The organism is Sphingobacterium sp. SG20118 (assembly GCF_044740685.1).
GTDB lineage: Bacteria > Bacteroidota > Bacteroidia > Sphingobacteriales > Sphingobacteriaceae > Sphingobacterium.
In genome coordinates, this window is sequence record NZ_CP172826.1 from 3,412,911 (window position 1) to 3,437,543 (window position 24,633).

The 24,633-nt window shown below is 39.0% G+C and carries 16 protein-coding genes; 1 reads left to right on the forward strand and 15 read right to left on the reverse strand.

Features of this window, described 5'->3' with window-relative positions; genetic code table 11:
* Positions 1-205: 205 nt before the first annotated feature.
* Entirely contained in the window at positions 206-1,204 is a 999-nt protein-coding gene (locus ACFX5U_RS15830) for a beta-ketoacyl-ACP synthase III (RefSeq protein WP_400261376.1), read from the forward strand.
* Between the two features lie 136 nt (positions 1,205-1,340).
* Here the strand turns inward: ACFX5U_RS15830 and ACFX5U_RS15835 are convergent, their stop codons facing one another.
* The 15 genes from ACFX5U_RS15835 to xylA form a co-directional block, all read right to left on the reverse strand.
* Positions 1,341-2,561 (reverse strand): family 43 glycosylhydrolase, encoded by a 1,221-nt coding sequence (locus ACFX5U_RS15835; protein WP_400261377.1) that lies wholly within the window; start codon positions 2,559-2,561, stop codon positions 1,341-1,343.
* Positions 2,524-2,940 (reverse strand): family 43 glycosylhydrolase, encoded by a 417-nt coding sequence (locus tag ACFX5U_RS15840; RefSeq protein ID WP_400261378.1) that lies wholly within the window; start codon positions 2,938-2,940, stop codon positions 2,524-2,526. The genes ACFX5U_RS15835 and ACFX5U_RS15840 overlap by 38 nt, the downstream gene beginning before the upstream one ends.
* A 29-nt stretch (positions 2,941-2,969) precedes the next feature.
* Positions 2,970-5,792, reverse strand: coding sequence for a glycoside hydrolase family 2 TIM barrel-domain containing protein (locus tag ACFX5U_RS15845; protein WP_400261379.1), 2,823 nt, complete (start codon positions 5,790-5,792; stop codon positions 2,970-2,972).
* A gap of 147 nt (positions 5,793-5,939) precedes the next feature.
* Positions 5,940-7,352 (reverse strand): Gfo/Idh/MocA family oxidoreductase, encoded by a 1,413-nt coding sequence (locus ACFX5U_RS15850; RefSeq protein WP_038697623.1) that lies wholly within the window; start codon positions 7,350-7,352, stop codon positions 5,940-5,942.
* Positions 7,352-8,734, reverse strand: coding sequence for a DUF1080 domain-containing protein (locus ACFX5U_RS15855; protein ID WP_400261380.1), 1,383 nt, complete (start codon positions 8,732-8,734; stop codon positions 7,352-7,354). Before ACFX5U_RS15855 ends, ACFX5U_RS15850 begins: the two co-directional genes overlap by 1 nt.
* A 62-nt stretch (positions 8,735-8,796) precedes the next feature.
* On the reverse strand, positions 8,797-10,419 hold the full coding sequence (locus ACFX5U_RS15860) for a RagB/SusD family nutrient uptake outer membrane protein (RefSeq protein ID WP_400261381.1): 1,623 nt from the start codon (positions 10,417-10,419) through the stop codon (positions 8,797-8,799).
* A gap of 17 nt (positions 10,420-10,436) precedes the next feature.
* The gene (locus ACFX5U_RS15865) at positions 10,437-13,814 is read right to left on the reverse strand and encodes a TonB-dependent receptor (protein WP_400261382.1); all 3,378 of its coding nucleotides are present in this window, start codon (positions 13,812-13,814) and stop codon (positions 10,437-10,439) included.
* Positions 13,815-13,926: 112 nt separating this feature from the next.
* Positions 13,927-14,913: a FecR family protein gene (locus ACFX5U_RS15870; RefSeq protein WP_400261383.1), complete on the reverse strand. Its 987-nt coding sequence runs from the start codon at positions 14,911-14,913 to the stop codon at positions 13,927-13,929.
* A 121-nt stretch (positions 14,914-15,034) separates the two neighbouring features.
* Positions 15,035-15,640 carry an RNA polymerase sigma-70 factor gene (locus ACFX5U_RS15875; protein ID WP_400261384.1) on the reverse strand — a complete coding sequence of 202 codons (606 nt, stop codon included), beginning with the start codon at positions 15,638-15,640 and terminating at the stop codon, positions 15,035-15,037.
* Between the two features lie 123 nt (positions 15,641-15,763).
* On the reverse strand, positions 15,764-17,071 hold the full coding sequence (locus tag ACFX5U_RS15880; protein WP_400261385.1) for a hypothetical protein: 1,308 nt from the start codon (positions 17,069-17,071) through the stop codon (positions 15,764-15,766).
* The gene (locus tag ACFX5U_RS15885; protein ID WP_400261386.1) at positions 16,989-18,173 is read right to left on the reverse strand and encodes a hypothetical protein; all 1,185 of its coding nucleotides are present in this window, start codon (positions 18,171-18,173) and stop codon (positions 16,989-16,991) included. The genes ACFX5U_RS15880 and ACFX5U_RS15885 overlap by 83 nt, the downstream gene beginning before the upstream one ends.
* A gap of 230 nt (positions 18,174-18,403) precedes the next feature.
* A complete protein-coding gene (locus ACFX5U_RS15890; RefSeq protein WP_400261387.1) occupies positions 18,404-20,776 on the reverse strand; it encodes a GH92 family glycosyl hydrolase in 2,373 nt (790 codons plus the stop codon).
* A 22-nt stretch (positions 20,777-20,798) separates the two neighbouring features.
* Positions 20,799-21,554 carry a polysaccharide lyase family protein gene (locus ACFX5U_RS15895; protein WP_400261388.1) on the reverse strand — a complete coding sequence of 252 codons (756 nt, stop codon included), beginning with the start codon at positions 21,552-21,554 and terminating at the stop codon, positions 20,799-20,801.
* Between the two features lie 24 nt (positions 21,555-21,578).
* The gene (locus tag ACFX5U_RS15900; protein ID WP_400261389.1) at positions 21,579-23,261 is read right to left on the reverse strand and encodes a sodium/sugar symporter; all 1,683 of its coding nucleotides are present in this window, start codon (positions 23,259-23,261) and stop codon (positions 21,579-21,581) included.
* A 36-nt stretch (positions 23,262-23,297) separates the two neighbouring features.
* Positions 23,298-24,626, reverse strand: coding sequence for a xylose isomerase (xylA, locus tag ACFX5U_RS15905; RefSeq protein ID WP_280566016.1), 1,329 nt, complete (start codon positions 24,624-24,626; stop codon positions 23,298-23,300).
* Positions 24,627-24,633: the final 7 nt, after the last annotated feature.

Consider the following 24,633-nt stretch of genomic DNA (forward strand, 5'->3'; position numbering starts at 1 on the left):
GGTTCAAAAAAAGACATTATAACGTAATCATTTTGTCACAATCAAAATTTAATTGGAACTGTCGCTAAAATTATACTATTTTTACATCTCTTTTATTGCTCATATTTTTTAGTAATTAAAGGAGCATGAAATAAAAGAATCGTTAAAAGTAAATTACACTAAATTTCAAAAGGCGAATCATACTTAAATGTGATAACCATAGTATATGAATACAACTCTTCCGAATAAACTATACGCTGCAATTACCGCAATTGGAGGTTATATCCCTCAAAATAAACGAACAAATTCTGACTTAGAAAAAGTATGTGATACGAATGATGAATGGATCATCAAAAGAACTGGAATTAAAGAACGTCGCATTTTAGAAGATGATTTAGCGACATCAGATATGGCAGTTCGTGCAATTGAAGATCTCGCGAAGCAGTATAATAAGAACTTACATGAGGTTGATGCTATTTTGGTAGCTACATCAACTCCTGATATGCCTATGCCTGCAACAGCGAATATCATTGCCGAAAAACTTGGACTTAACAATGTTTGGGCTTTTGACATCAATGCTGCTTGTTCAGGTTTCTTATATGCTTTGGATATGGGAGCATCACTCGTGGAAACTGGTCGCTATAAAAGCGTATTGATTGTTGGTGCAGATAACATCAGCACCTATGTCGATATCCATGACCGCTCGACCAACATTCTATTTGGAGATGGTGCTGGTGTCGTACTATTGGAACCTTCTGTTGAAGGTGGTATTATGGATGCTTACATGCGAAGTAATGGTGATGGACGCGCTTTTTTAAATATTGAAGCTGGTGGTACCCAATTCCCTATCAAGTTATCGGATACCGACACACAGAAAAGATACCTACGTCAAGATGGTAAAACGGTCTTTAAACAAGCTGTACAATCTATGAGTGATGCTTGTACACAGGTGATGAAACGTAATAATCTAACCGTAGCGGATATCAACTGGGTAGTACCGCATCAAGCAAACCAACGCATCATAGATGCTGTGGGCAGATCATTGAATATTCCGGAAGGTCGTACTTTAAGCAATATTGAATACTTAGGCAATACGATTGCTGCAACCATTCCTTTATGTATCTGGGAAAATGTAAAACTGATGAAAACTGGTGATATTGTTATGTTAACAGCTTTTGGAGCTGGTTTTTCTTGGGGAGCAAGCCTATTCCGCTGGATGATATAATAAAACTATAAATTGGATAATTGTAACAGATTGTCCGTATATAAAAAAGCCCCCTGATCAATGATCAGGGGGCTTTTAAAGTTAATTTGATAGGGGAATAAATCCACTAAGCGCTTGCTCAAATTTAAGCAACACCTTATTTATTGGTAAATCTAAACCAATTGAAATCTGCATATCCATCTACTCCTGTAACTGTTGTACTGTAGTTGAACAATGCAAAACGATTAGCTGTCCAATATAGCCCTAAGTCCATATTCAGGTCATTCCCGATGACATAGAAATTGGTTCCATCCGTACTGTAATAGAATTTTGCAATAAAATCTCGATCTGTTACACGTGCTCTTATCCAGATTTTATCACCTTTAAAATCATCGATTTGCTCGATTATTTTATTGTTATTATTCATGATTATACGACGCTGGCCGTTTATTTGCTCTACTGCAACAAAAGCATAAGGAGATTGAAAAACTCCGAATCCAGCGATATTACCATCTTTTAATCCCGTTAAATCAATTTCTACGCTACCTTCAGAATTAGGTCCTTGAACGCGTTGGGTCAATGTATTGCGCGCCACTTTTAAAGAATCGGCATTAGATGCTTTTAATCGCATATACCCTTTACGTTCCGTCAAAGACCATTTTTCATTATCTGGATTATGATTCCATTGCCATTGCAAACCTAATTTTTGTTTCGTAAACTCATCAGTTGTAGCTGGAGTTTTGATTGGATAAGTTTTACCAACATTAGGTTTCGCATAGGTAATCACATCTTTATTACCTGTACCTAACATCGGCCAACCATCTTTCCATTCAACGGGTAAAAGTATAGGAACACGACCTATAGCGCCACGATCTTGCATGATAATGAACCACCAATCTCCATTTTTCAACTGTACCATACCGCCTTGATGCAAACCATTTGGAGGGTATGAACTGCTGTCATGCATGATTAGTTTATGTTCGTAGGGACCGTAAATATTATCAGATCGTAAACAGATCTGCCATCCTTCTGTACCTCCTGCTGGACAGGTAATGTAATATTTACCATTGATTTTGTACATGTGAGCGCCTTCCATACCAAAACCGCCACCAAATTCATTTGCATTTTTAAAACGTTTGTCCCAAATTTTAACGTCTTTTCCTTTTACTGATTTCGCATCCGCATTTAATTCAGTCAGATATAACTCTCCTTGGCCATGAGCCACATAAACTTTACCATCATCGTCAAAGAACAATCCTGGATCGTACAGAAACTCGGGAAAAATAGTACGTTCCCAAGGACCTTCTGCCTTATCTGCGATACAAATAGAGAAATTTCCTTTATCCCAACCCCAGTTCTTTGGGGTACAAAAACCCACATAAAACTTCCCGTTGTGATGTTTGATGGTATTGGCCCATGACCCATTTAGATATAGGGTTTCCACCATTCATATCAAATCGAGGATCCTCATCATAGCGATCTACAGGGTAACCAACAATCTCCCAATTCACTAAATCTTTAGATTTGGCAATTGGACTTCCCGGCACATAATGCATACTTGTCGATATCAAATAAAAATCGTCGCCAACGCGAATGACATCCGGATCAGGCCAATCTCCCCACATCAAAGGATTGGTAAATGTTCCATTTCCATTATCAGGAGACCATACTTGCTGCCCCATAACAGGTGCAAAGCTTGATAATAACAGCATGAAACTCATGACTGCTTTCATCCTACTTTTCAAAAATTTAATCATTTCTATTTATTTTATTTTATTTCTTCTTCTTAATGAAATAAGGTAACCTCAGCTAGACCTGCATGTCCTTCTGACGATTCTAATATCGTAACCCTAAAGAATTTCATCAGTTTATTCTGCTTTACGGGCTTAAAATCCCACCCAGTGCATTCTTTTTCATAAAGGACTTCCCAATTATTACCATCCATAGAAGCTTCTACTCGATGTTTATATTTTGAACTATCTTTTTGAAATCTAATTCTGCTTCCCAATACTTGTGTAGGATGTTCCAATACTAAAGTCACCACTTGCGGAAAAACGCCAGTATTGGCAATCCACCATGAATAATCATCCCCATCTGTTACGTGAGCCACAGGAAAATCCTTATGTTCAGATGTTGTGCGAACTGAAGCAAATTTCACTTTTGTTTTACCTAGAAGTTGCTTATCCCATTTTGTAGGTTTGGTCATCACATTATCTTCTTCTAGCCCAGTGAAAGTCTGGTGCTTACCATCCCCTAAATCGACCTGGGACTTCTTGATAGATTTGGTCTTTATTACGCCTGATTTTAATCCTCCGCTAGAAGCTGAAATCTGAATCGTTCCACTTTTTTTACTGGTTCGTATAAATGCAAAACCTATTCCTCCTTCTACGACCTGAGGATTGACACCGATACGCAGGGATTTGTCGCCAACGAGTACGCCTTCACCTTCGACTTCAATATGAATCTCTGTTTGTGCATCATGTACTACAGTACCATTGACATCACAAATTTTAAAATAAACAGGTATCATATCTGATCCATCAGCAATTGGAGTAATCTGATGGTCTGGTATTTCAACTTGGATTTGATAGGCTTCTTTTGCTGTTTTCACGACATGTTCAGCTACTGCTTTCCCGTTTACATATCCAATTGCTTTCAATTCACCTTTCTCAAAAGTTCCTGCATCAAAAACAAAACTTGGACTTCCTCCTTTTGAGACAATAAAGGGATATACTTTCGTCCTATCTGTTCGTTTTTGCGTTCCAATTTTCTTTCCATTTCTATACAACGTTACTTCGTCACAATTCGAGTATACCGTAATTTCTGAAGTTGCACTTTTATATTTTTCTGATGTATTAAAGGATGCTACAAATACCATTGGACCTTTAAAAAGACCTTTTTGATGAATATTATTTGCCCGCATACTTTGCATCATATAATAAGCAAATTTGGGGTAACGGTTGACATCGACAACTCCTGAATACATCGTTTCTTCTTCAGCACCACGTGTATAGTCGTTATAACTCCACATAAAATGTCCACCCATTCTTGGGTTAGCATCTAGCATGCACCAATCAAAATAACCATTTCCATTCAATTGATCCAATCGTCCACGACCCTGTCTCACTTGTTCATATTCATCTTCTACCAAACTTACGCGAGGTTTCTCGCCAACACCATCGCCCCATTCTCTTGTAAACAATGGCTTGATGGCTAGTTGATCTTCTAAATAATTACTCATGACACTCCCATCCTTAGGATACTTTGACACTTGTTTATAGAACACATCGTAATAGGGTTCTGTCTCTTCGTGACTAAAATAATCTCCTGCTGTATACATTTGATCTCCTGGATACTCCTCATGAGCGGCTTCAAAAATACGTTTTACAACTGCTAAGGGATAAGTCGTTTCATTTAATGCTGTTTCCCATAAAACAACTGATGGTCTATTGCGATCGCGGCGAATCATACCCCGGGTAATCATTTCTAAACGATCTGTAAATACTGGTGCTGGATTAAAATACTGCCAGCCTGGTACACACTCTACAACTAATAGGCCATGCTTATCACAAGCCTCTAAGAAAGCTGGATCATGTGGATAGTGAGCTGCTCTTACCGCATTGTAACCACCTCTTTTCATATCGATTACCTCTCTTTCTTGCATGGAGTTAGAAACTGCATCTCCAACATAAGGATAGGCTTGGTGACGATTGGCTCCTACCATATAGATGTGTTCTCCATTAATAAAGAAACCACCATCTTTTGTATAGGCAATATGCCTGATTCCAATATGTTCGGTTCGGCGATCGAGCTCAGTTCCGTCAGTTGAATAGACTCGGCTTTCCAGCGTATACCGATAAGGCCGATAAGGGTGCCATAGATTCGGATTATTGACTTTAACATTTCCTGTTAATAGCTTTTTCCGTCCACTTTCAAGAATAAAATCCGCCCGATGCTGACCAACAATTTTCCCTTTTTCATTCTTGATAAGGGTCAATAGGTAACCCGCTGCTGCCGCTGCTTCTCCGTTTTTCAATTCGGTATGCACTTGTACAATCGCCTGTGCTTTATCCACTTTAGGGTATGTAACAAAAACACCTGAATTTTTCGATGCATCTGGAGCCAACTCGTCTGTAATATAAAGTGGACTCGAAACGATTAATTGTGCATCGCGATAGATACCACTATAATAATAAAAGTCCAATCTATCTTGCGGTTTCCCTGGTGGAGTCAAGGGGTCATACTCTGCAGAAACACGTACGGCAATGACATTATTTTCATCGCCAAACATGACCTGATCGGTAATGTCCAACGTGAAGCCCACATAACCTCCAAAGTTCTTACCAACAGATTTACCATTGACAAATACCTCACACTTATTCATTACACCTTCAAAATGTATAGCTACGCGTTTATTTCGATCTCGATCTGACAACTTGAAATAACGACGATACCAGCCCACACCATCGTATATAGCGTCGCCCCCATTATGCTTTTTCTCCAGCTGCATGATATGAGGAAGTACTGCGGGCATCCATTTCGAATCATCGCTATTCACTTTTTCTCCTCCTCTGATATCACCACGGTAAAAAGCCCAATCTGTATTCATATTGAACACTTTTCTACTTAAGGGCGTTTTTCCTTCAACCTGAAAAGAGCAACTTAATACAACTAGTATTACTGTTAAACTTTTTACTAAAAACCTGACCATTAAATCTATATATTTATTTACTTATGACTTATTCACGCGACCTTTCTAAACTTTGTAGAACTGTTCCCATCCTTTTGCTGGAGGAGGTCCATAAAGCAGGGCATTTGCAAAACGATCCTTGATGATTTCTTTCTTAATAGGATCAAAATCAAAACTTGTGTTCAGTCGTTGCGCGATAACACCTAAACAAAATACTTGACTCAATTCACCTGCTACTTCAAACCTTGAACGTGCTTTTTCTTCGCCTTTACAAGCTTTTAAGAAATTAGCGAAATGATTAGATGGCGACTTTGGAATTTCAGGTAATGATTTCGCCATCTCCTTAGCTCTTTCTTCGGGTATGATCTGTAACGTACTCCCATGTGAGGCTCCTTTGAATGTCAAATCTTTACTGTAGATTATCTTACCGGGATTCAGCTGTACAGATTCCATTTTACCTGTCGTTGGGGGTGGGATATTAGGATCTAAACCCGATACTCCATAACCTGCTGGAATCTCTGGGAAATTATTCAGTCCATCATGCCAGTTGATGTCAACAGCGGGCATGTTTCCTCTTTTTGGGAATTTAAATCTTAAAGTAGATGATTTTGGAAAAAAGTATGAATTATGTTCCACCAATTTGACGGCTTCCAACCGTGTCGGTAGCCCCAATTGTAAAAACTCATGTGAGGTATCCAAAATATGTGCACCCCAATCACCTAATGCTCCCATTCCGAAATCGAACCAACAACGCCATTGTCCGTTCACAAAATCTTTGTTGTAATCATGCCCTAAGGTTTGCATCTGCCATATATCCCAATCTAAGGTGGCTGGAATGCGTTCTGGATATGGAAATCCTGTAATATTAGCATCCCAAGTATGCCAACGTCTAGCAAAGTTCATATGCGCATCGATACGGGTCACATCTTTAATGATCCCCGCTTCTTTCCATGTTTTAAATTGGAAATAATTTGCTTCTGAGTGCCCTTGGTTACCCATTTGGGTAACTACTTTATTGAATTTCTTTGCTTTTTGGGTCATGAGCTCCACTTCCCAAAAGGTACTCGCCATTGGCTTTTCAACATACACATGTATCCCCAGATCGATAGCCATCATTGTCGGTGCGAAATGGGAAAAATCAGGTGTCCCAATTGATACTGCCTCAATCTGATTGCTCATTTTATCGAACATTTGCCTAAAATCCTTAAACCGGGGAACATTAGGAAACATCTTTAAGATCTCGACAGTGTGCGGCGCTTCTAGATCTACATCACATAATGCAACCACATTACATAGTCCTGTCTGATACAGATCTTTGATAATATCTGCGCCACGGTTACCAATACCTATACACGCCAGATTTACACGTTCATTTGGCTTGGCCAGTTTCGCATTTGCCAATACGCTATCAGCCATCAGCAGACCACCGCCTGCTAATGCTGTATTACGCAGAAAATTTCTTCTTGATATCTGTGTCATTATTTCAGCTCCTTGATTTTAATACTTCTAAAACGAACTGCATCACCATGATCCTGTAGTAGAATATGCCCTTTTTCAGCTTCGCCGAAATTAGGCCAATCTTTATATTTACTACCTGAAACAATTTTCTTGAAATCTGCTGAACCACGTTTATAGGTAAGCATTTTAATTCCGTTCAAATAATGCGTGACTTGATTATCTGGCGTAACAACGATACGCCCTCTATTCCATTCGCCAATTTCTCTTGGTGCTCTTCCATCGCGACTCGATGTAATCAAATCATACAAGGAAGCCATAGTACGATTGCCGTCTTTACCCATTTTAGCATCCGGATGTTTTTCATTATCTAAAATTTGATATTCTAAGCCAATAGCCGATCCTTTCGTTTGCTCTTTTAGAGTGACAAAATATTTCACACCACTATTCGCTCCAGGGGTCAATTGAAATTCAAAAGAAAGATCAAATGCGCGGTACTGTTTTTCGGTGATGATGTCTCTGCCGTTGGTTGCTTCGCCACCATCCGATTTTAAAACCATGATTTCACCATCTTTCACTTGCCACCCTTTTTTAGGAAAATGTGCAGCATCGATACTGCGCCAGCCCTTGTTGTTCACGCCATTGAACAACAACTTCACACCAGATTTTTTCTCATCAGGTGAAAGATTATTTTTCTTGAGATTGACAATGAACATATCCTTCGGAAGTTTGGTAAAAGAGAGTGCTTCTGTCTTGATATTTATGTTTTTAAAATAAACTTTTTTACCATTTAAGCGCTCTGGTATGCTATGCACTTGCAGTGCAATGATCCCTTTTCTATCAATGGTGTCGATAACAGCAGCCGTTGGCTGATCATTCATCCATACACGCACCTCATCACCAATAGCCTCTATCCTAAGTTTATTAAATTGATCCGCTTTAAAAGCTTTTTGAGCAGGTTCATATAAACCCAACGGATAGATCCAACTTCTATCTGTACCTTCTTCATATAGTCCACCGCACCAAGCCCTTTCACTTGGATCGATTTCTACCTGTTTTCCGAATACACGGCCACGCCCCTTATTCCCTTGTGGATCGATATGACTTCGGATCTGAACACCTGAATTGGTTTCTGTTCCTTCAATTTTGAACTCAAGTTCCAAGATAAAATCACCGTACTCTTTATCTGTTGCTAAAAAGGAATTGGGTGTACCTTTGGTCATTTCTCCTACGATGACACCATCTTCTATACTGTACTTCGCATTTCCTCCCAATACGCGCCAGCCTTCAAAGGTTTTCCCATCAAATAATGGGGTAAACGTATTCTGTGATTTCTTTTGGGCAAAAATTGGCGATGCAAATAAGAGCATACTGCAGCCTATTGCCATTAAAAAGTTTCTTTTCATTTCTTTTTAAGTTTAAAAAAGTTTGCATTTGAGGATCCTCAAATGCAAACGATACGGTTACATTAATTGTATCCAGGAGTTTGTGTCAGATTTTTGTTTAAGTCCAATTGATCTTGACCAATCGGCAAGTAACGGTTGAAAGATTGAAATTTTCTATCTTCAATAAATATTGTTTCTCCAGTAGCTTGGATTCTTTTATCCTCGTTAAGTTCATTTTTGTTAACTGTACCTAACCAGCTTCCTTCAGCTTTGCCATTTAGCACGTCTTTCGCAATATCCCAACGGATGATATCCGCTCTACGTAATCCTTCAAAAGCAAATTCTACACGTCTTTCTCTACGTACAAGTTCTCGCAATCTTTCCTTTGTCGCATATTTTGCACGATCTACCTTCGGCATACCTGCACGTTCGCGTACCCGATCTAAACAAGAATACACTTCTTCATCAAGCTGTCCCAATTCGATCTTTGCTTCAGCAATCGTCAAGAGTACCTCGGCATAACGCGTTACAATGATATTCATACTTGTATTCCAAGGATCGACAAACTGCGAATTTGGAGCCGTGTATTTCTTTAGGGCATATCCCGATTTCGAAGCATTACTCGCCCCATTAAAATAATCAGGATTACTCACTTCTTTACCATCATCTTGTTTGATGTTTTTAGCTAATGGATCATAGATACGACCGTTCCAATCTTGACCAGGATATAAAATCGACATTTTCAAACGAGGATCACGATCTAAAAAAGGATGTTGCTGATCATACTTTCCACTTAATTTAGCTTCTTGTATGGTACTACCATCTTTCATTTCATAGGCATTGACCAAAGCATTAATAGGTACGATAGAAGACCAACCACCATCACCATTTGGAAATAACGCTGCAATTAACCAGTTTTCCTTATCATTAGCCTTAAATTGGACATCTAAAATCACTTCACTGTTATTAACATTAGCAAGGTGAAAAATACCATCATAGGTTGGAAACAATTGATATACGTTCAAATCTTTAATCGTTGTAGCATCAGCCAAAGCATCTTCAAACTGACCAAGATTAAGATTGAATCGCATACGCATGGCTAAAGCTGCCCCTTTTGTAATACGTCCAATATCCGCTGAATTATTTTTCTCCGGTAGTATAGCCGCCACATCCTTCAATTCCTGCAGGATGAATTTTTCAACTTCTGCTTTTGGAGTACGACTCAATCGAGCTTCTTCAATAGTACCATAAGTTTTCAAAGAGAGCGGTACATCGCCATAGTTCAAGGTCAGTAACATAAATTGATAAGCTCTGATAAATCGAACTTCTGCTTTATATCTTTGTTTAAGCTTATCATCTGCAAATGAGATTGCATCAATATGTTCCAAAAACTCATTGCATCGATTGATGGTCTCATAATCATAAAAGCCAGAACCTGGATCAGCAGAACTCATTCCCCCATTTCCGACTACTTGCCAACCTTCGTGTTTATGAAAGCTATAAGCATTATCCGAACCGCAGTCACGGTATAGAACACTTTCACTTTCCCAGTTACGATAACAACCGACCAATGCCAACTTTGCATCAGCTTCGGTCTTCCAAAAGGTATCTGGAGTCAATACGTCTCCTGGATATTTATCTAAAAAATCTGAGCAAGACTGCAGTCCCGCCATTAGTATAGCAACAAATAAATATTTCTTTTTCATGTATAGCGTCTTTTTGATTAGAATGACATATTAAGTCCAAACGAATTGATTTTTACCTGTGGATAATGCGTACCTGAACCCGCTGGGGATTCTGGATCAAATCCTTTTAAGAATTTAGTAAATGTCAATAGATTTTGTCCACTATAAAACACCCTTACTTTTGATGCCCCAATTTTCTCTGTCCATAAAGTAGGCAAGGTATAACCGATTTGAAGATTCTTCAGGCGTAAATATGACGCTGGTTGCATCCAATAATCAGATATAATCCGATTCGGACTACTGATACCATTATTATTCTGAATTCGTGGGATATTGCTATTTGGATTCTCAGGAGTCCAACGATCTTTCCAAAAAGTCAATGGACTGCCCACATCTCCAGTAAACTCACCGATACCAGAAGCATCAATATATCCAAATACACCAGCTGTTCCCTGGAAGAAGGTTTGAATATCAAGTCCTTTATAAGAAGCACTCAAATTGAATCCATAGGTATATTTCGGGTCGGTCGACCCAAGTACTAAGCGATCATCAGCTGTAATCAATTTATCACCATTTTGATCTACATAACGCAGATCCCCAGGTAAAACACGCTCATTTGACATATTATACTTAGCCCATCCAGCTATATCCGCCTGGCTTTTAAATAGACCGTCGGTCTGATAACCATAGAAAGAATTGATAGCATGCCCTACATGATGAATTTTTCGATAGTTATCCTTATCTAACAGATAGGGCTCTCCTCCCAAATCAAGGATTCGGTTCTGATTGTAGGCGAAATTAGCAGATACACCTAAATCTACGGCTCCAACACGTTTGCGGTAACTGGCAGAAGCTTCAAAGCCCTTATTGAGCATACTACCCACGTTATCCACATAACCACCTAACCCATAAGTTGCAGGTGCTAGTACTTCCATCAAAATATCGGTTGTCTCTCTATTGTAATAATCAAGTGTAACGGACACATTATTACCAATTCCAAGATCTAAACCAATATCCCATGTACGCGTTTTTTCCCAAGAAATACTACGCTTATTTGCTTTTTTAGCTGCTGCACCTGGAAAAATAACGCCATTGAAAGGATAAGCATAATCTTTACCCAAACCAATCGTTGGGATAGATGGATAATATTCCAATGCGCTCTGATTTCCCAATTTGCCCCAAGATCCTCTAATTTTGATATTGCTGAAAGTAGGTTTCACAAATTCCATGAAACTTTCTTCAGATAATCTCCACCCAGCAGAAAAAGATGGGAAAGTACCCCAACGGAATCCTTGTGAAAAACGGCTAGATGCATCTCTTCTTACGTTGGCTTCAAACAAGTAAATACCTTTGTAATCATAGTTGATACGACCAAAATAAGAAAGCATATTTAAGTGCTTCGTATCTCCCTTATTGCTCTGACCATTGGTATCACCGGCATTGATATCCGTTAAATCATTATTTGGAAAATTTTGACGGTACATTTCGCCATATTTATAATCGTATTGTTCAACATGGTATCCTGCTAGTGCAGCGATATGGTGATTACCAAAAGTTCGGTCAAAATTCAAGGTCATATCACCAGTATACATGGTCGAAGTCGTTGTCTTCTCATACATCTTATTCGGGCCATGATATTTAGAAGCATTATACCAGATATCTTTTCTAAATTCATGTGAATCATTCATCTGTGGTCGATAGGATCCGAGTGCTTTTAAAGACAATCCTTCCATAAACGTATACTGTAAACTTCCGATTGCATTAAACTGACGTTGTACTTCATCAGTAGTTGCTCCTTGCTCCATCCAAGCTATAGGATTACCATTACTCACCGTACCATAATCACCGTTTGCATCTTTGTAAGGAACCCACGGAGCCATCTGATTGGCCATCATGAAATACTGTCCCATTCCTCCAACATAAGGATTCGTAGGCTCTTGCAGACTCTTGTTTGACAAGTACATAGACAACCCCATATCCAGATTCTTAATCGGGGTCATGTCCAGATTTGTACGTACGTTGAACTGTTTTTTTGAAGTCAATTTGATAATCCCCTCTTGTTCTTGATACCCTAGACTTCCCATATAACGGGTTTTCTCTGCAGCGCCCGAAACATTTAGATTATGTTGCTGTTGAAAACCTGAACCCGTTAAAAGTAAATCATTCCAATTGGTATTGGGATATTTATAGGGATCTGATCCATCCTTAAATTTCTGGATATCTTCTTCTGTAAAACGTGGTTTTTTATTATCCAATATTAAACCTTCATTATACAATTCGGCGTAATCCCATGAATCCAACCTGTCAGCTACACCTGTTGGCGATTGCTTACCGAGGTAATTATTATAATTAATTGTTGGTTTACTCCCTGTTCCTCTTTTTGTGGTGATTAAGATGACGCCATTCGCAGCCTTAGATCCATAAATCGAAGCAGATGCTGCATCTTTCAAGACCGATATGGATTCAACATCGTTGTAATCCACATTGTCCATCGAAGACTCAACACCATCGACCAATACCATTGGGTTACTATTGTTCAATGTCCCGACACCACGTACTCTAATGGTACCACCATCTTTACCTGGCTGTCCACTACCTTGGGTTACAGTCAATCCCGGAACAAGACCTTGCAGACCAGAAGAAAGGGAAGTAATCGGTCTGTTTTCCAATTCTTTCTTAGATACAGTAGCAACAGCTCCAGTTAAGTTGACCTTTTTCTGAGCTCCATATCCCACAATAACCACCTCATCCAATTCATTTAATGAATTTTGTAAGACAATTTTTAGTGGAGCATCATTGACGATTTCACTTTCATAAGTGCCGTAGCCCACATGCGTTACAACGATTGTTTCTCCAATGCTTCCTGTAAGAACAAATTTACCATCCGTATCTGTCGCGACATCAACGTGCTTACCCTTGATCGCTAAATGCGCACCAACAACAGGTTTTCCGTCCATATTGACAACAGTACCGACAATTTTACGCTGCTGTTGCTGATTTTCTGAAAGCTGTGTTCTTTCCTCGTTACTATGTGGAAAATTACTCCGTTGCCCTTTCTTAGAAATTACAATGTGATTCCCTTTTAAGGACCATTCAACCTGTTGGTCCACCAAAGCTTTTTTAAGTACCTCTTCAACAGTTTCCGACTTTACATTCAACGAGACCATTTTATTTAGGTTGATGTCTTTCGACTCATACCAAAAGGAATATTGTGTTTCTTTTTGGATGGTGTTGAACAGATCGCTGATTGGACGATTTTTCATGTTTAGGGAAATGGTACTTTTCTGCATGGTGCTCGCCCATGACTGTGGCACAACAGCAGCAAAAAGACAAAGAAATGCTACTTTTCTTTTCACGTTGATTTTACCCATGGAGTGATTTCTATCCGCATTGGGTAAAACATTTTTTACATTCATACTTTTTAGGTTTCATTGATGCTTACACGAAGCATGGTAGATTTTACTGTTTGCAGCATATGTCATGCGAGCAGTTAAATCTGATTTATAAATTGTTTGTTTTTTTAATTGATTAATAGATGGTCAGAAGATTCCCATTTCTTTTGTACCAAAAAATATTATTGGAAGACATGACGTCTAAAATATGATCCAGACTCTCGTTCAGTGAAAATGTACCTGTAAATTTTCGAGATAAAATTGCCTCTTCTTTTACCTGAAATTTAACTCCATAATGCCTTTCTAGTCTGATTAAAATAGCTTTTAAAGACTCATCTTGAAAAACTAAATTCGCACTTTCTTTATCAAACTCTTCCGAAATCTGATTATGTCCTAAACGAAATGTGCTATTCTTTGCGTCATATATAATGGATTCATGAGGTTTGAGGAACGTCCTGTATTTACCTTTACCGATTACTTCCACTTTACCCTCCACCAAATCAACTCTCGAATCACTATTCGAATAGTGGGATACTTTAAAAGCAGTTCCATGCACTTTCACATCATAACCAACTGTCTTTACGATAAACGGTTTTGTTGCATCTTTTACAACTTTAAAAAATGCTTCTCCTTCCAATGCTATTATACGTTCATCGCCATCAAAATTCGGTTGGTAAGAAATCTTTGAATCCGAATTCATCCAAACTTCGGTTCCATCGGGTAATATCGTTTTGCTTCTACCTCCTTTTGGTGTCAAGACAACTGTTTCAACTTGACGAGGGATATCTGTTAAAATATGCTTGGCAACAAAGGTCGATAAGAGTATAAAAATCACTACTGCAGCAATTTTCATCAACAGTGAAAAATTATGACGATAAAAATTAATAGGATGTATAGTTCGGTCTTTTTCAATTTTTATTTCTTCACCTATTTTAAAATAAATGTCTCGTTGGGTTTGTTTACTCAACTCAAAATCTATCTCAGATGACTCATCCCAAATATCCTGTGCGTATTGATCAAATTCAGTTGAATGTATCCAATCGTTCAATTCGCTCATCTCTGAACTTGCCAATTGGTTATTGAGGAATTTTTTATAGTTACTTTTCTGTCTTGAATTATCCATGTATTCGTATCCCTGTTACTGGGTTTCTATATAGGTATACATTTAACGTTGAGCAAACCACTACTCTAAAAAGAATAAAAAACAAACAAAACAGCAAAACACTAATGTTCAGCGGTTTAATTTACATCTTCTTTAATAGCTCAAGTAAAATCAAATGGGAAATAGGTAAAAAGTAAAGGTGATTTACTTTATCTAGTTTGAATCTTAACGTTGCGAGTGCTTTTGTCATTTGCGATTCTACAGTATTGACGGAAATTCCCAAGTGTTCGGCAATTTGTTTATTGGTCATATAGTATTTTCGACTTAGAAGAAATACTTGTTTACGTTTTTCAGGTAATTCTAGAATATATTCTTCTAAAATGGACTCAAGGAAACGAACGTCCAATTCCTGTTCAATGGAGTTATTGTATAAATAATCTTGTTTAATGGAGAGTTCATTTGCTGTATAACGATCATGATGAATCTGTTTCTTTAATTGATTCAAGACCATATTTTTTGCAATCTTAAACAAAAGTCCACCTAAATTGCCTTCGGGATCTAGATGCTCTTTCATTTCCCATAGCTTAACAAATACAGACTGGACGATATCTTCTACTAGTGAGAAATCGTTTCTGACCATATTTTTAACAAAGTAATACACCTTAGCATTCCAGTAATTGTAAATTACCTCAAATGCTAAAAGATCTCCTTCTTTCAGTTTAACAATATGAACCAATTCCTTTTCCATCACAATATTATAGGAATCGCAAATATAATTATTAAATATGATTACCGTAATTTCCCTATTGAGGGAATTAAACGTATACTTGAGCACATCTTTTTTATCATCAAGATGTGCTCAAGTATCATATTATTTGATCTTAATTTCTTCTCCTGCACCTCTTACACGATATCGAACCAATACTTCGGTCGATGTATCTCCATCTACATCACACGCAAAAGCGACGCTTGAAGTACCTTTTGGTAAAATGGCTTTGCCCTGCACTTCTAGCTTCTTGATGGTATTAAAATACTTATCTGTTAACAATGCATTTCCGTCATGATCCAATAAGAGATACTGATCTGTCTCGATGGTGCCCATAATCTTGATCACTCCCTTTGAAGTTGTAAACGAAGGGTTGGCGATTGCTCCCCCACCTTCTACTTTCAGGCGCAGTGCATAAGTTCCTTCATTTGGTGTATACCATGACCAATCTGCACCCCCGGGTTGACCAGGTTGCATCTCTGAAAGATCACAACGGTAACGATCGGAAATGTATAGTGGATAAAGTAAGAATTGCTTATTATCTACCTTTTCCAAACTCCATTCTGTTTCTGGGTCTCGTAGACGCTTCATCTGTTCGTCGGTAAAGGCTTTTGCTTTTCGCAAGCTATCCCAGTTTTTCATAGCTTCTAGTAATTGATCGATCTGCCCATGCTTACGTAAGGTCTGCATGTTGATGCTCATAGCATAGCCAGAATCAAAACCCGCAGACTCTGAGAGTGCCCATTCAAGATCTTCCAATGTCGTTGTTTCAAACTTTCTATCAGCTAACCGTACCAAAAACCATCCTAGCATACGTGGAAATAGGTTACGCTTGAAAAACTCTTGATTTTTGATCCTATTTTCAACCTGCCCTTTACGCATTTCTTCACCCCACGGTTCTCCCCAATTCATACGTGTATGGATATGCCATAGAAAATGATCCAATCTACTCGCATCATTGATCAGGTCATTTTTATCTTTCAATCCTTGATAATAGGCCGTAATAAACCGTGCTGTTGCATAGTAATCATGCCCCGTATACATGCTACCTTCAAGGCCATCGAAAGAAATCTGTTTAAGTCCAGTTTGATTAAAGATATCAGCCAAACGAGTGGCAAATTCATCTTGTAAAACGAGGTCTGGAAACAAGGTTTTATAGGGATAATCCCATAACTTGTACAAGGGTTTATCTTGTGCGTGTACTGTTGCTGTTGTGCCAAAAGCACCTCTTGTACACCCGATCAGTTTCATCTTATCTCCTAATTTCTCTACCTTCCCAAAAGTAATCAGCTCATCATCAATTTGCAATGCATTAAGAGAAAGAGGCATTTCAAACAAATCTGATACTTGTATCTCTATATCCTTTTGTGTTGCGTCTAAGGGTTGGATCAATTTCAGCTGTCCCTGTTTCAATAAGTTTCTTACTTGGTATTGGCGTTACATATGGATCATTGGTCGTCAAGAAATTGGTGAGGGTATGTACTCCAACACGAATTCCTTTCGTCTTCGCTTTATCGACCAGAGCCTTTACACCTTGGTCTCCATTTTTAACGAATGAAGATTTCCACTTAAAGTGACCCCAAGTCTCAAAAGGGTCGGTATGATACACATTTCGAAAACCTGCCAACTGGACTTTACCTAAAACAAAATCAAAGTCTTCTTCCGAAAAATTTGAAATTAGATAAGAATCCATTGCCGATCTTGACATTTTATCCCATTCTCCATCAAGCATTGGGTGTGGCAATCCCTGCTCTATTTCAACCTCTCCAATACGGTTTAAAATAGTACTTCTATCGTTGCCAAACAAAGCAATTTTAGCGCCGACAATAGCTGCATCTGGCCCTGTTACTGGAAGTGTAAGTGACTGTTCCAATTGCTGAACTTTACGGTACGTTATATTTTTACGGTTGCGAGCTGATAATTGAAAGACTGTCCCATCTTGGGTATTGACTGCTGCCAAGTTGAAAAATGGAACACTGGCTACTGAGAGTTCGATATTCGCACCTGTATAATTAAATGTTGTGCTATACTGACTTGCGGCTTCCTGCGGAATCCCTCCATTAGTCTTACTATTTAGTGCTTGCATACCAAATGCAAGATTATCCTGTTGAGCTACACCTACAATCTCTCCTACTACTTCATGAGCATTGATTTTTAATGGACCAAAAACCAGTAGCTGATATACATCGCTCACTTTGACCACCTCGTAGGTGATGGCTTGCTCCATCTGTTTTACGCGAAGCTCTATTTCTTGTCCATCCTCCATGGACAAGAAAAACTGCTCGCCTTTAATTTTCAACATTTTGGGAAGAATTATTTGGTCTCCTTTCACTGCTGATAAGAGTGGATAATTACCCTTACCTAATATTTCTTTACCTATAACTTTGATTGAAGTATAAAAACCTTTATCATTCAATACAATCTCTGTCTGCTTTGTTTTTAATTCTACTGCCTGCCCTATATTGGACAACAACAGCAAACACAGCATACTTAATAAACCCAACTTACATTTCATTAGCATATCATTTATTTTTTAAGGAGATGAAGCCATCAAAAGCATAATTCTCTTTCCGTATTGAACTTCAATATTTTGATACTATCAACCAAGAAATGTCAACTTTAGAAATTTAGCCTCCTGTTAGTAAGTCGATCCAAAAGAACAGTACCCTAGTAGAAATATTAAAAAAAAATGCCATCGGAATCCGATGGCATTAAAATAGTTTTTGGGGCTAATAATTTCCGCTATTATTTAGCTGGGGTATTCCCCATTTCGATAACCAATGTCCCGCCCTTTAAAACAGCACTTTGAGGTATCAACAATCCTTCAATTCTCACCCCATTAAGTTCAACTTTTTGGATGTACTTATTTTCTTTCGAAGCATTTTTAGCTTCAATGACGAACTTTTGTCCTCTTCCATATTTACCACCCAAGTTTAAGGTAACTTTAGGGTAACGGGGTGAGGCCAATTCGTACATTGGAGTGGCTGAAGCTCCTCCATCCAGCTGAAACAATCCCAATACGCTCATGACAAACCAGCTGCTCATCTGACCAAGATCCTCATCTCCTGGGTAAGCATTATAAGGTGTGGTTCCATAATATTGTTCTTGAATAGCTCTTGACCACTTCTGTGTTAACCACGGAGCACCTGCCCAATTAAATAGATAGGCGACTTCCATCGAAGTTTGATTACCGTGATTTAGAGGGAAAGCACTGAAATTATCACCGGCAGCATTGAAGTTAGCCTTGGCTGATTTCTCCATAGCCTCGTCCAATCTGCTTACAAATCGCTCTTTCCCCACTCCTTCTACTAGCCCTTTGGGATCATGTGGCACAAACCAACTATAATTAAAGGAGTTCCCTTCTACAAACCCAGGTGTATGATAAGGGTCAAAAGGTTCAATCCAGTTTCCTTGCTCATCTTTAGGGCGCATAAATCCAGTTACAGGATCAAAAATATGCTTCCAACTTTGGGATCGTTTCAAGAAATAATCGTAATCTTCTTTTTTACCTAGCCCTTTGGCCATCTGCGAAAGACACCAGTCATCATAAGCATACTCTAACGTATTGGATACATAGCCTTTTCCTGAAGGTACGTACCCATACTTTTTATAGACATCAAGGTGTTCTACTCCTACTGTCCCTCCTCCGGGATAGCGTTGCGGAGAAGTCGTCAACATCTTCTTTAATCCTTCATAAGCAACAGCAAGATCAAAATCGCGAATGCCACTTTGCCAAGCACCTTGAATCTGAGAAGCGACGTGCATGGCGACCATGACTCCTGTATGCTCAATACCGGCAGGGTCAGTATTAAACCATCCGGTATTCTGATAAAGTTGAATTGCAGAACGCGCCCAGGTAGAGGAAATCTCTGGAGCAATAAGGTTGAAAAGTTGTTGATTGTTCCAGAAAGTATTCCAATATTCACCGGCAACAATTGCATCTTTCTTATTCTGCAACTGTCTGACCTGCTCATCTTCATCTCGATATCGACCATCGACATCACTCCAGATTGCTTTAGCAGATAAAGCTCTATAATAATTCGTGTAGAATTTCTTCTTTTGAAGATAATCGTCCGTTTCTACGTCAATTCGTCCTAGGTACTCTTCCCAGATTGATTTTGAATTGGCAACGACTTGGTCAAAATCCCATCCAAAAGGAGTGGACAATTCTGTATTCAGATTATTTCTTGCACCTTCAATATCGACCAGGGAGACTCCGGACCTCACCAATACTTCTTCTCCTTCTACAGTATTATAATTCACAAATACACCTAAATCCCCTTTACCATGAATTTCATTGATATCGAAGCGTATATCGTTAGGGCTTGTAAACTCATGATTACGATTCCATTCCGGTATATAGCCTTTTACAGCCTCAACACCTTCATTCACCCAACCTCCCATAGATTCAAAAGGTTTACTAAATTGAAGTACAAAATGGACCGTATACTCCTGTTGCAACGAATAGCCTGTAAAGGCATTGTAATAAGTTGCATAGCCTTCGATTTCATGATCACTTACCTTAGTAATTTTGGCATCTGTCAAATTATGTGGGTACTCACTAGGAGTGAACATATCGATCATGATACGTGCATCTTTTCGCTTTGGAAAAGTATACTTCTGCAAAGCAGCCCTACGGGTCGCTGTCAATTCAGCTTTAATCTTGGTATCGGTCATAAAGACCGAATAATGTCCAACTTTTGCTTCCTCGGTTTTCTTGTCAATACGGGAACGATACCCTTCATCTGGAAAAGCTTCCCGCCCTGGGTTAACCTGTAGCTCTCCACAAGTGGGTTGCATCAATAACCCTGTCATCGTCCAATCACAAAAATGACTGAAACCCATGATATTCTCAATGGTATATTCATAACCTGCTTTCCAAATCTCATCTTGATTGTCGGGAGCAATCTGCACCATACTCAATGGAAGCGCTGGTGATGGTTTAAACATCCATCTTGAATTACCCGTCCCCATCAGTAAGTCAACATAATCTGTAAGCTTGTGCAGCTTTTGTTGCGAACGTAATACTGGACTGCTATAAACAATATTTTGACCATCCTTAATCGTGAAAATAGATTTTTTAACGCCATTTTTCTGCGATAAAGCTGGAACATACACCTCTTGAATAGAAGGTCCAACCTCAACGGTTTCGCGTGTCTATCCGTTTACCATCTAACTCAAAACTCAACTCCCTAGACTTATCAAACTGAGACATATCTACTAGAATAGGTTGCACTCGGGCTCCCTGAGCTCTTGAATATTCAAATGGAGCAGCCTCTACAGATCGAATTAAAGTAGATGATGCCTGCTTCAAGATAACACCTATTGGTGTTCGCAATTGGATAGCATCAAAAATAGACCAACTGCCAGCAATAGTCCCCATTTGGATTTTATTGACACCGATTTTCAACCAGGAAACAGGAAAGCTCAGGCGAACCTCTCGGTGGTGTCCATTTTGGTCTTTTCCTTCTAAGAGCGCACTGCTATCCTCACCTTGAATCTCCTGCTCAAAGCGCTGACCATTGATCTCAACACGAATCTTCGTTGGCTTGCCACGATTTGCACCAACAAAATCAATCAAAAACTCACATGTTCCATCTTGAGGCAACTTATCTACCGAAAAATAGAGCGCTGGGAAGTGTCTGGGATGAAAACCAGCCCAATACCCACCACCTGCCCAATGATCTAATGGTCCAGGTAAAATATAGGGCCAGTGTACACTTGGTGAAGAATAACCTACGTGATACATAGGCTCTCCCGAAAAACGAGCAAGAAAGCTATCATACTGGTTTGGAGACAATGAAAACTCGGAAGACTTACCATCCTTCACTCCTACTTCAAACAATAACTTGTCTTGCGAATACGTAGAATCTGTTAAACAGATCAACGTTAACATTGTAAAAAACAATCTCATTTTAGGTTACCAGTAAATCATATATAATGCGATCGTTAGCAAAATAATCAACAATGCACCGACTATAAATCCGGTATGCGGTTTGAACATAGTACGATCCACTTCCAATCCTTTTGAAACCACACCATTGCGTTGGTCGATTAAACTAATAATCAGCATTCCGATGATACAGATGACAAACACAAAACCCATGCGATCTAGAAACGGAATTTCATACAGCCCACTTGCTGGATTCAAAACAGAAAAACCACTCGCATTTAGAAATGATAGATCGGCGTAATTCGGTAAAAATTTAAATAAAACGGATAAAATAAATCCTCCAATTGTTGCAAATAAGGCTGCATTAGAGGTTGTTTTTTTCCAAAAGAATCCTAAAATAAACATGGCAAAAATACCAGGTGAGACAAACCCGGTGTATTCTTGAATGTATTGAAATCCACCTTTGCTATCAATACCTAAGTGTGGTGCAATGATAACGGCAAGTGCCATCGAGACGATGATTGTAATCTTACCAACATTAACCAATTGTTTTTCACTTGCTTTTTTATTAAATATCTTTTGATAGATATCGAGCGAAAATATTGTTGCAATACTATTGGATTTTCCGGCTAAAGAAGCCACTACTGCCGCAGTTAATGCTGCAAAAGATAAGCCCTTAAGACCTGAGGGAAGAAGGTTTAATAACACCGGATAAGCCCGGTCAGGATTCACTTCACCATGCTGCAACATTTCTGTTTGAAACATCCCATCTTTCCAAAGTACGTAAGCAGCAATACCAGGTAAAACTACAATAATAGGCATCAAAAGCTTCAAGAAAGCGGCAAACAGAATTCCATTTCTAGCGGTCTTAAGATCTGCACCTAGCGCCCGTTGTGTGATGTATTGATTACACCCCCAATAATTGAGGTTAACGATCCACATCCCACCGACCAATACGGTAAGTCCTGGTAGATCCAAATAATTTTCATTATCCTGCTGTAGGATCATATGAAAATGACTGGTCGCCTTTTCCGTCATGATCTTGTACCCTTGAAAAACCCCTTCACTACCATAGCTTTCTGCGACCAATTTCAGCGCCAAATACGTAGTGGCTAATCCACCGAGGATTAAGAAAAAAACTTGTATTACATCTGTAAACCCAATTACCCGCATCCCGCCAAGGGTGATGATAACTGCAAAACAGGCAATGGCATACATGCACAGCTCCAGGCCAAAACCCGATATACTACTCACAGCGAGTGCACCTAGATAAAGAATGGAAGTCAGATTGACTACGACATAAAGCATCAACCAGAAAACAGCCATAATCATCGCTACAGTTCCATTGTAGCGCTGATGTAAAAATTGAGGCATCGTGAATATCTTATTTTTAAGATAGACAGGAATAAAAAATACCGCAACGATAATCAATGTTACGGCTGCCATCCATTCGTAAGTTGCAATGGCAAGACCCATTTTAAAGCCCGAGCCACTCATGCCAATGAACTGTTCTGCAGAAATATTTGAAGCAATCAGTGATGCACCTATGGCCCACCAAGTGAGTGAGCCTTCTGCTAAGAAATAGTCTTTAGAATCTGCACCATTTATCTTACTTTTCTTCTGTCGATAGACCCAGATACCATATCCTGATACAATGATAAAGTAGATGAAAAAGACCAGGTAATCTTTGGTTGCTAAAATATTATTCATACAAATAATTAGGTTTATAATAACTGAATATTATTTTTAGATATAACGGTTGACCAAATTTTCCATAAATTCCTGTTGTCCACTTATTAATTTTGGTTCTCCTTCATTTATAGCATATGTACGAAGGTCCTCTAGTGTCAATTTACCTAGCTCAAATTCAGCACCTGCTCCTTTATCAAAACTGCTATAGCGTTCTCTTCGTAGTTCTCTATACGGAGAGTTTTGCAGTAAATTATCAGCAGATATCAATGCGCGTGCAAAATTATCCATTCCACCAATATGCGCATAGAATAGGTCTAATGGGTCTGTTGAATTACGTCTGATTTTAGCATCAAAATTTACACCACCACCTTGCAATCCACCACCTTCTAGTATGATCATAAGTGATTCTGTCAACTCAGAAAGATCTGTTGGAAACTGATCGGTGTCCCAGCCATTTTGATGATCACCACGATTGGCATCAATAGAACCCAATAAACCAGCATCAACAGCAACCTGCAGCTCATGTTGGAAAGTATGACCAGCAAGCGTTGCATGGTTGACTTCTAGATTCAGTTTAAAATCATCCATCAGATCAAATTCGCGAAGAAAGCCAATCACTGTCGCAGCATCGTAATCATATTGGTGCTTTGTTGGTTCGCATGGCTTTGGCTCGATGAAGAATGTTCCTTTAAAACCATTCTTTCGCGCGTAGTCCTTGGACATATGTAAAAATTGTGCTAAATGTTCCCGTTCTCTTTTCATGTTGGTGTTCAACAAAGACATGTACCCTTCGCGACCACCCCAGAACACATAATTTTCACCTCCCAATGCAATTGTAGCATCCAACGCAGCTTTCACCTGAGCACCTCCATGTGCTAGGACATGAAAATCTGGATTGGTCGATGCACCATTCATATAGCGGTGGTGACTGAATAGATTCGCTGTTCCCCAAAGCAATTTCACACCACTTTTTTCTTGCTTTTCTTTTGCATAAGCAACAATCTCTCCCAAATGTTTTTCGTTTTGATGGATATCATCCGTATAATCCACTAAATCGACGTCGTGAAAACAATAATAAGGAAGTTGCATTTTTGTCATGAACTCAAAAGCAGCATCCATTTTATCCTTAGCCCGTTCCATAATTGTTGCCTTTTTATCCCAAGGGAAGAAATGAGTACGACCTCCAAAAGGGTCAGCTCCATCTCCGTTAAAAGAATGCCAATATGCACAGGCAAATTTAAAATGCTCTGCCATGGTTCTTCCAGCTACCACTCGCGTCGGGTCATACCAGCGAAAAGCCAAAGGATTGTCCGAATTTACACCTTCGAATTTTACTTGTTCTACTTCTTTAAAGTAAACGTGATCTCCTGTTAAAATTTTCATGCTATCT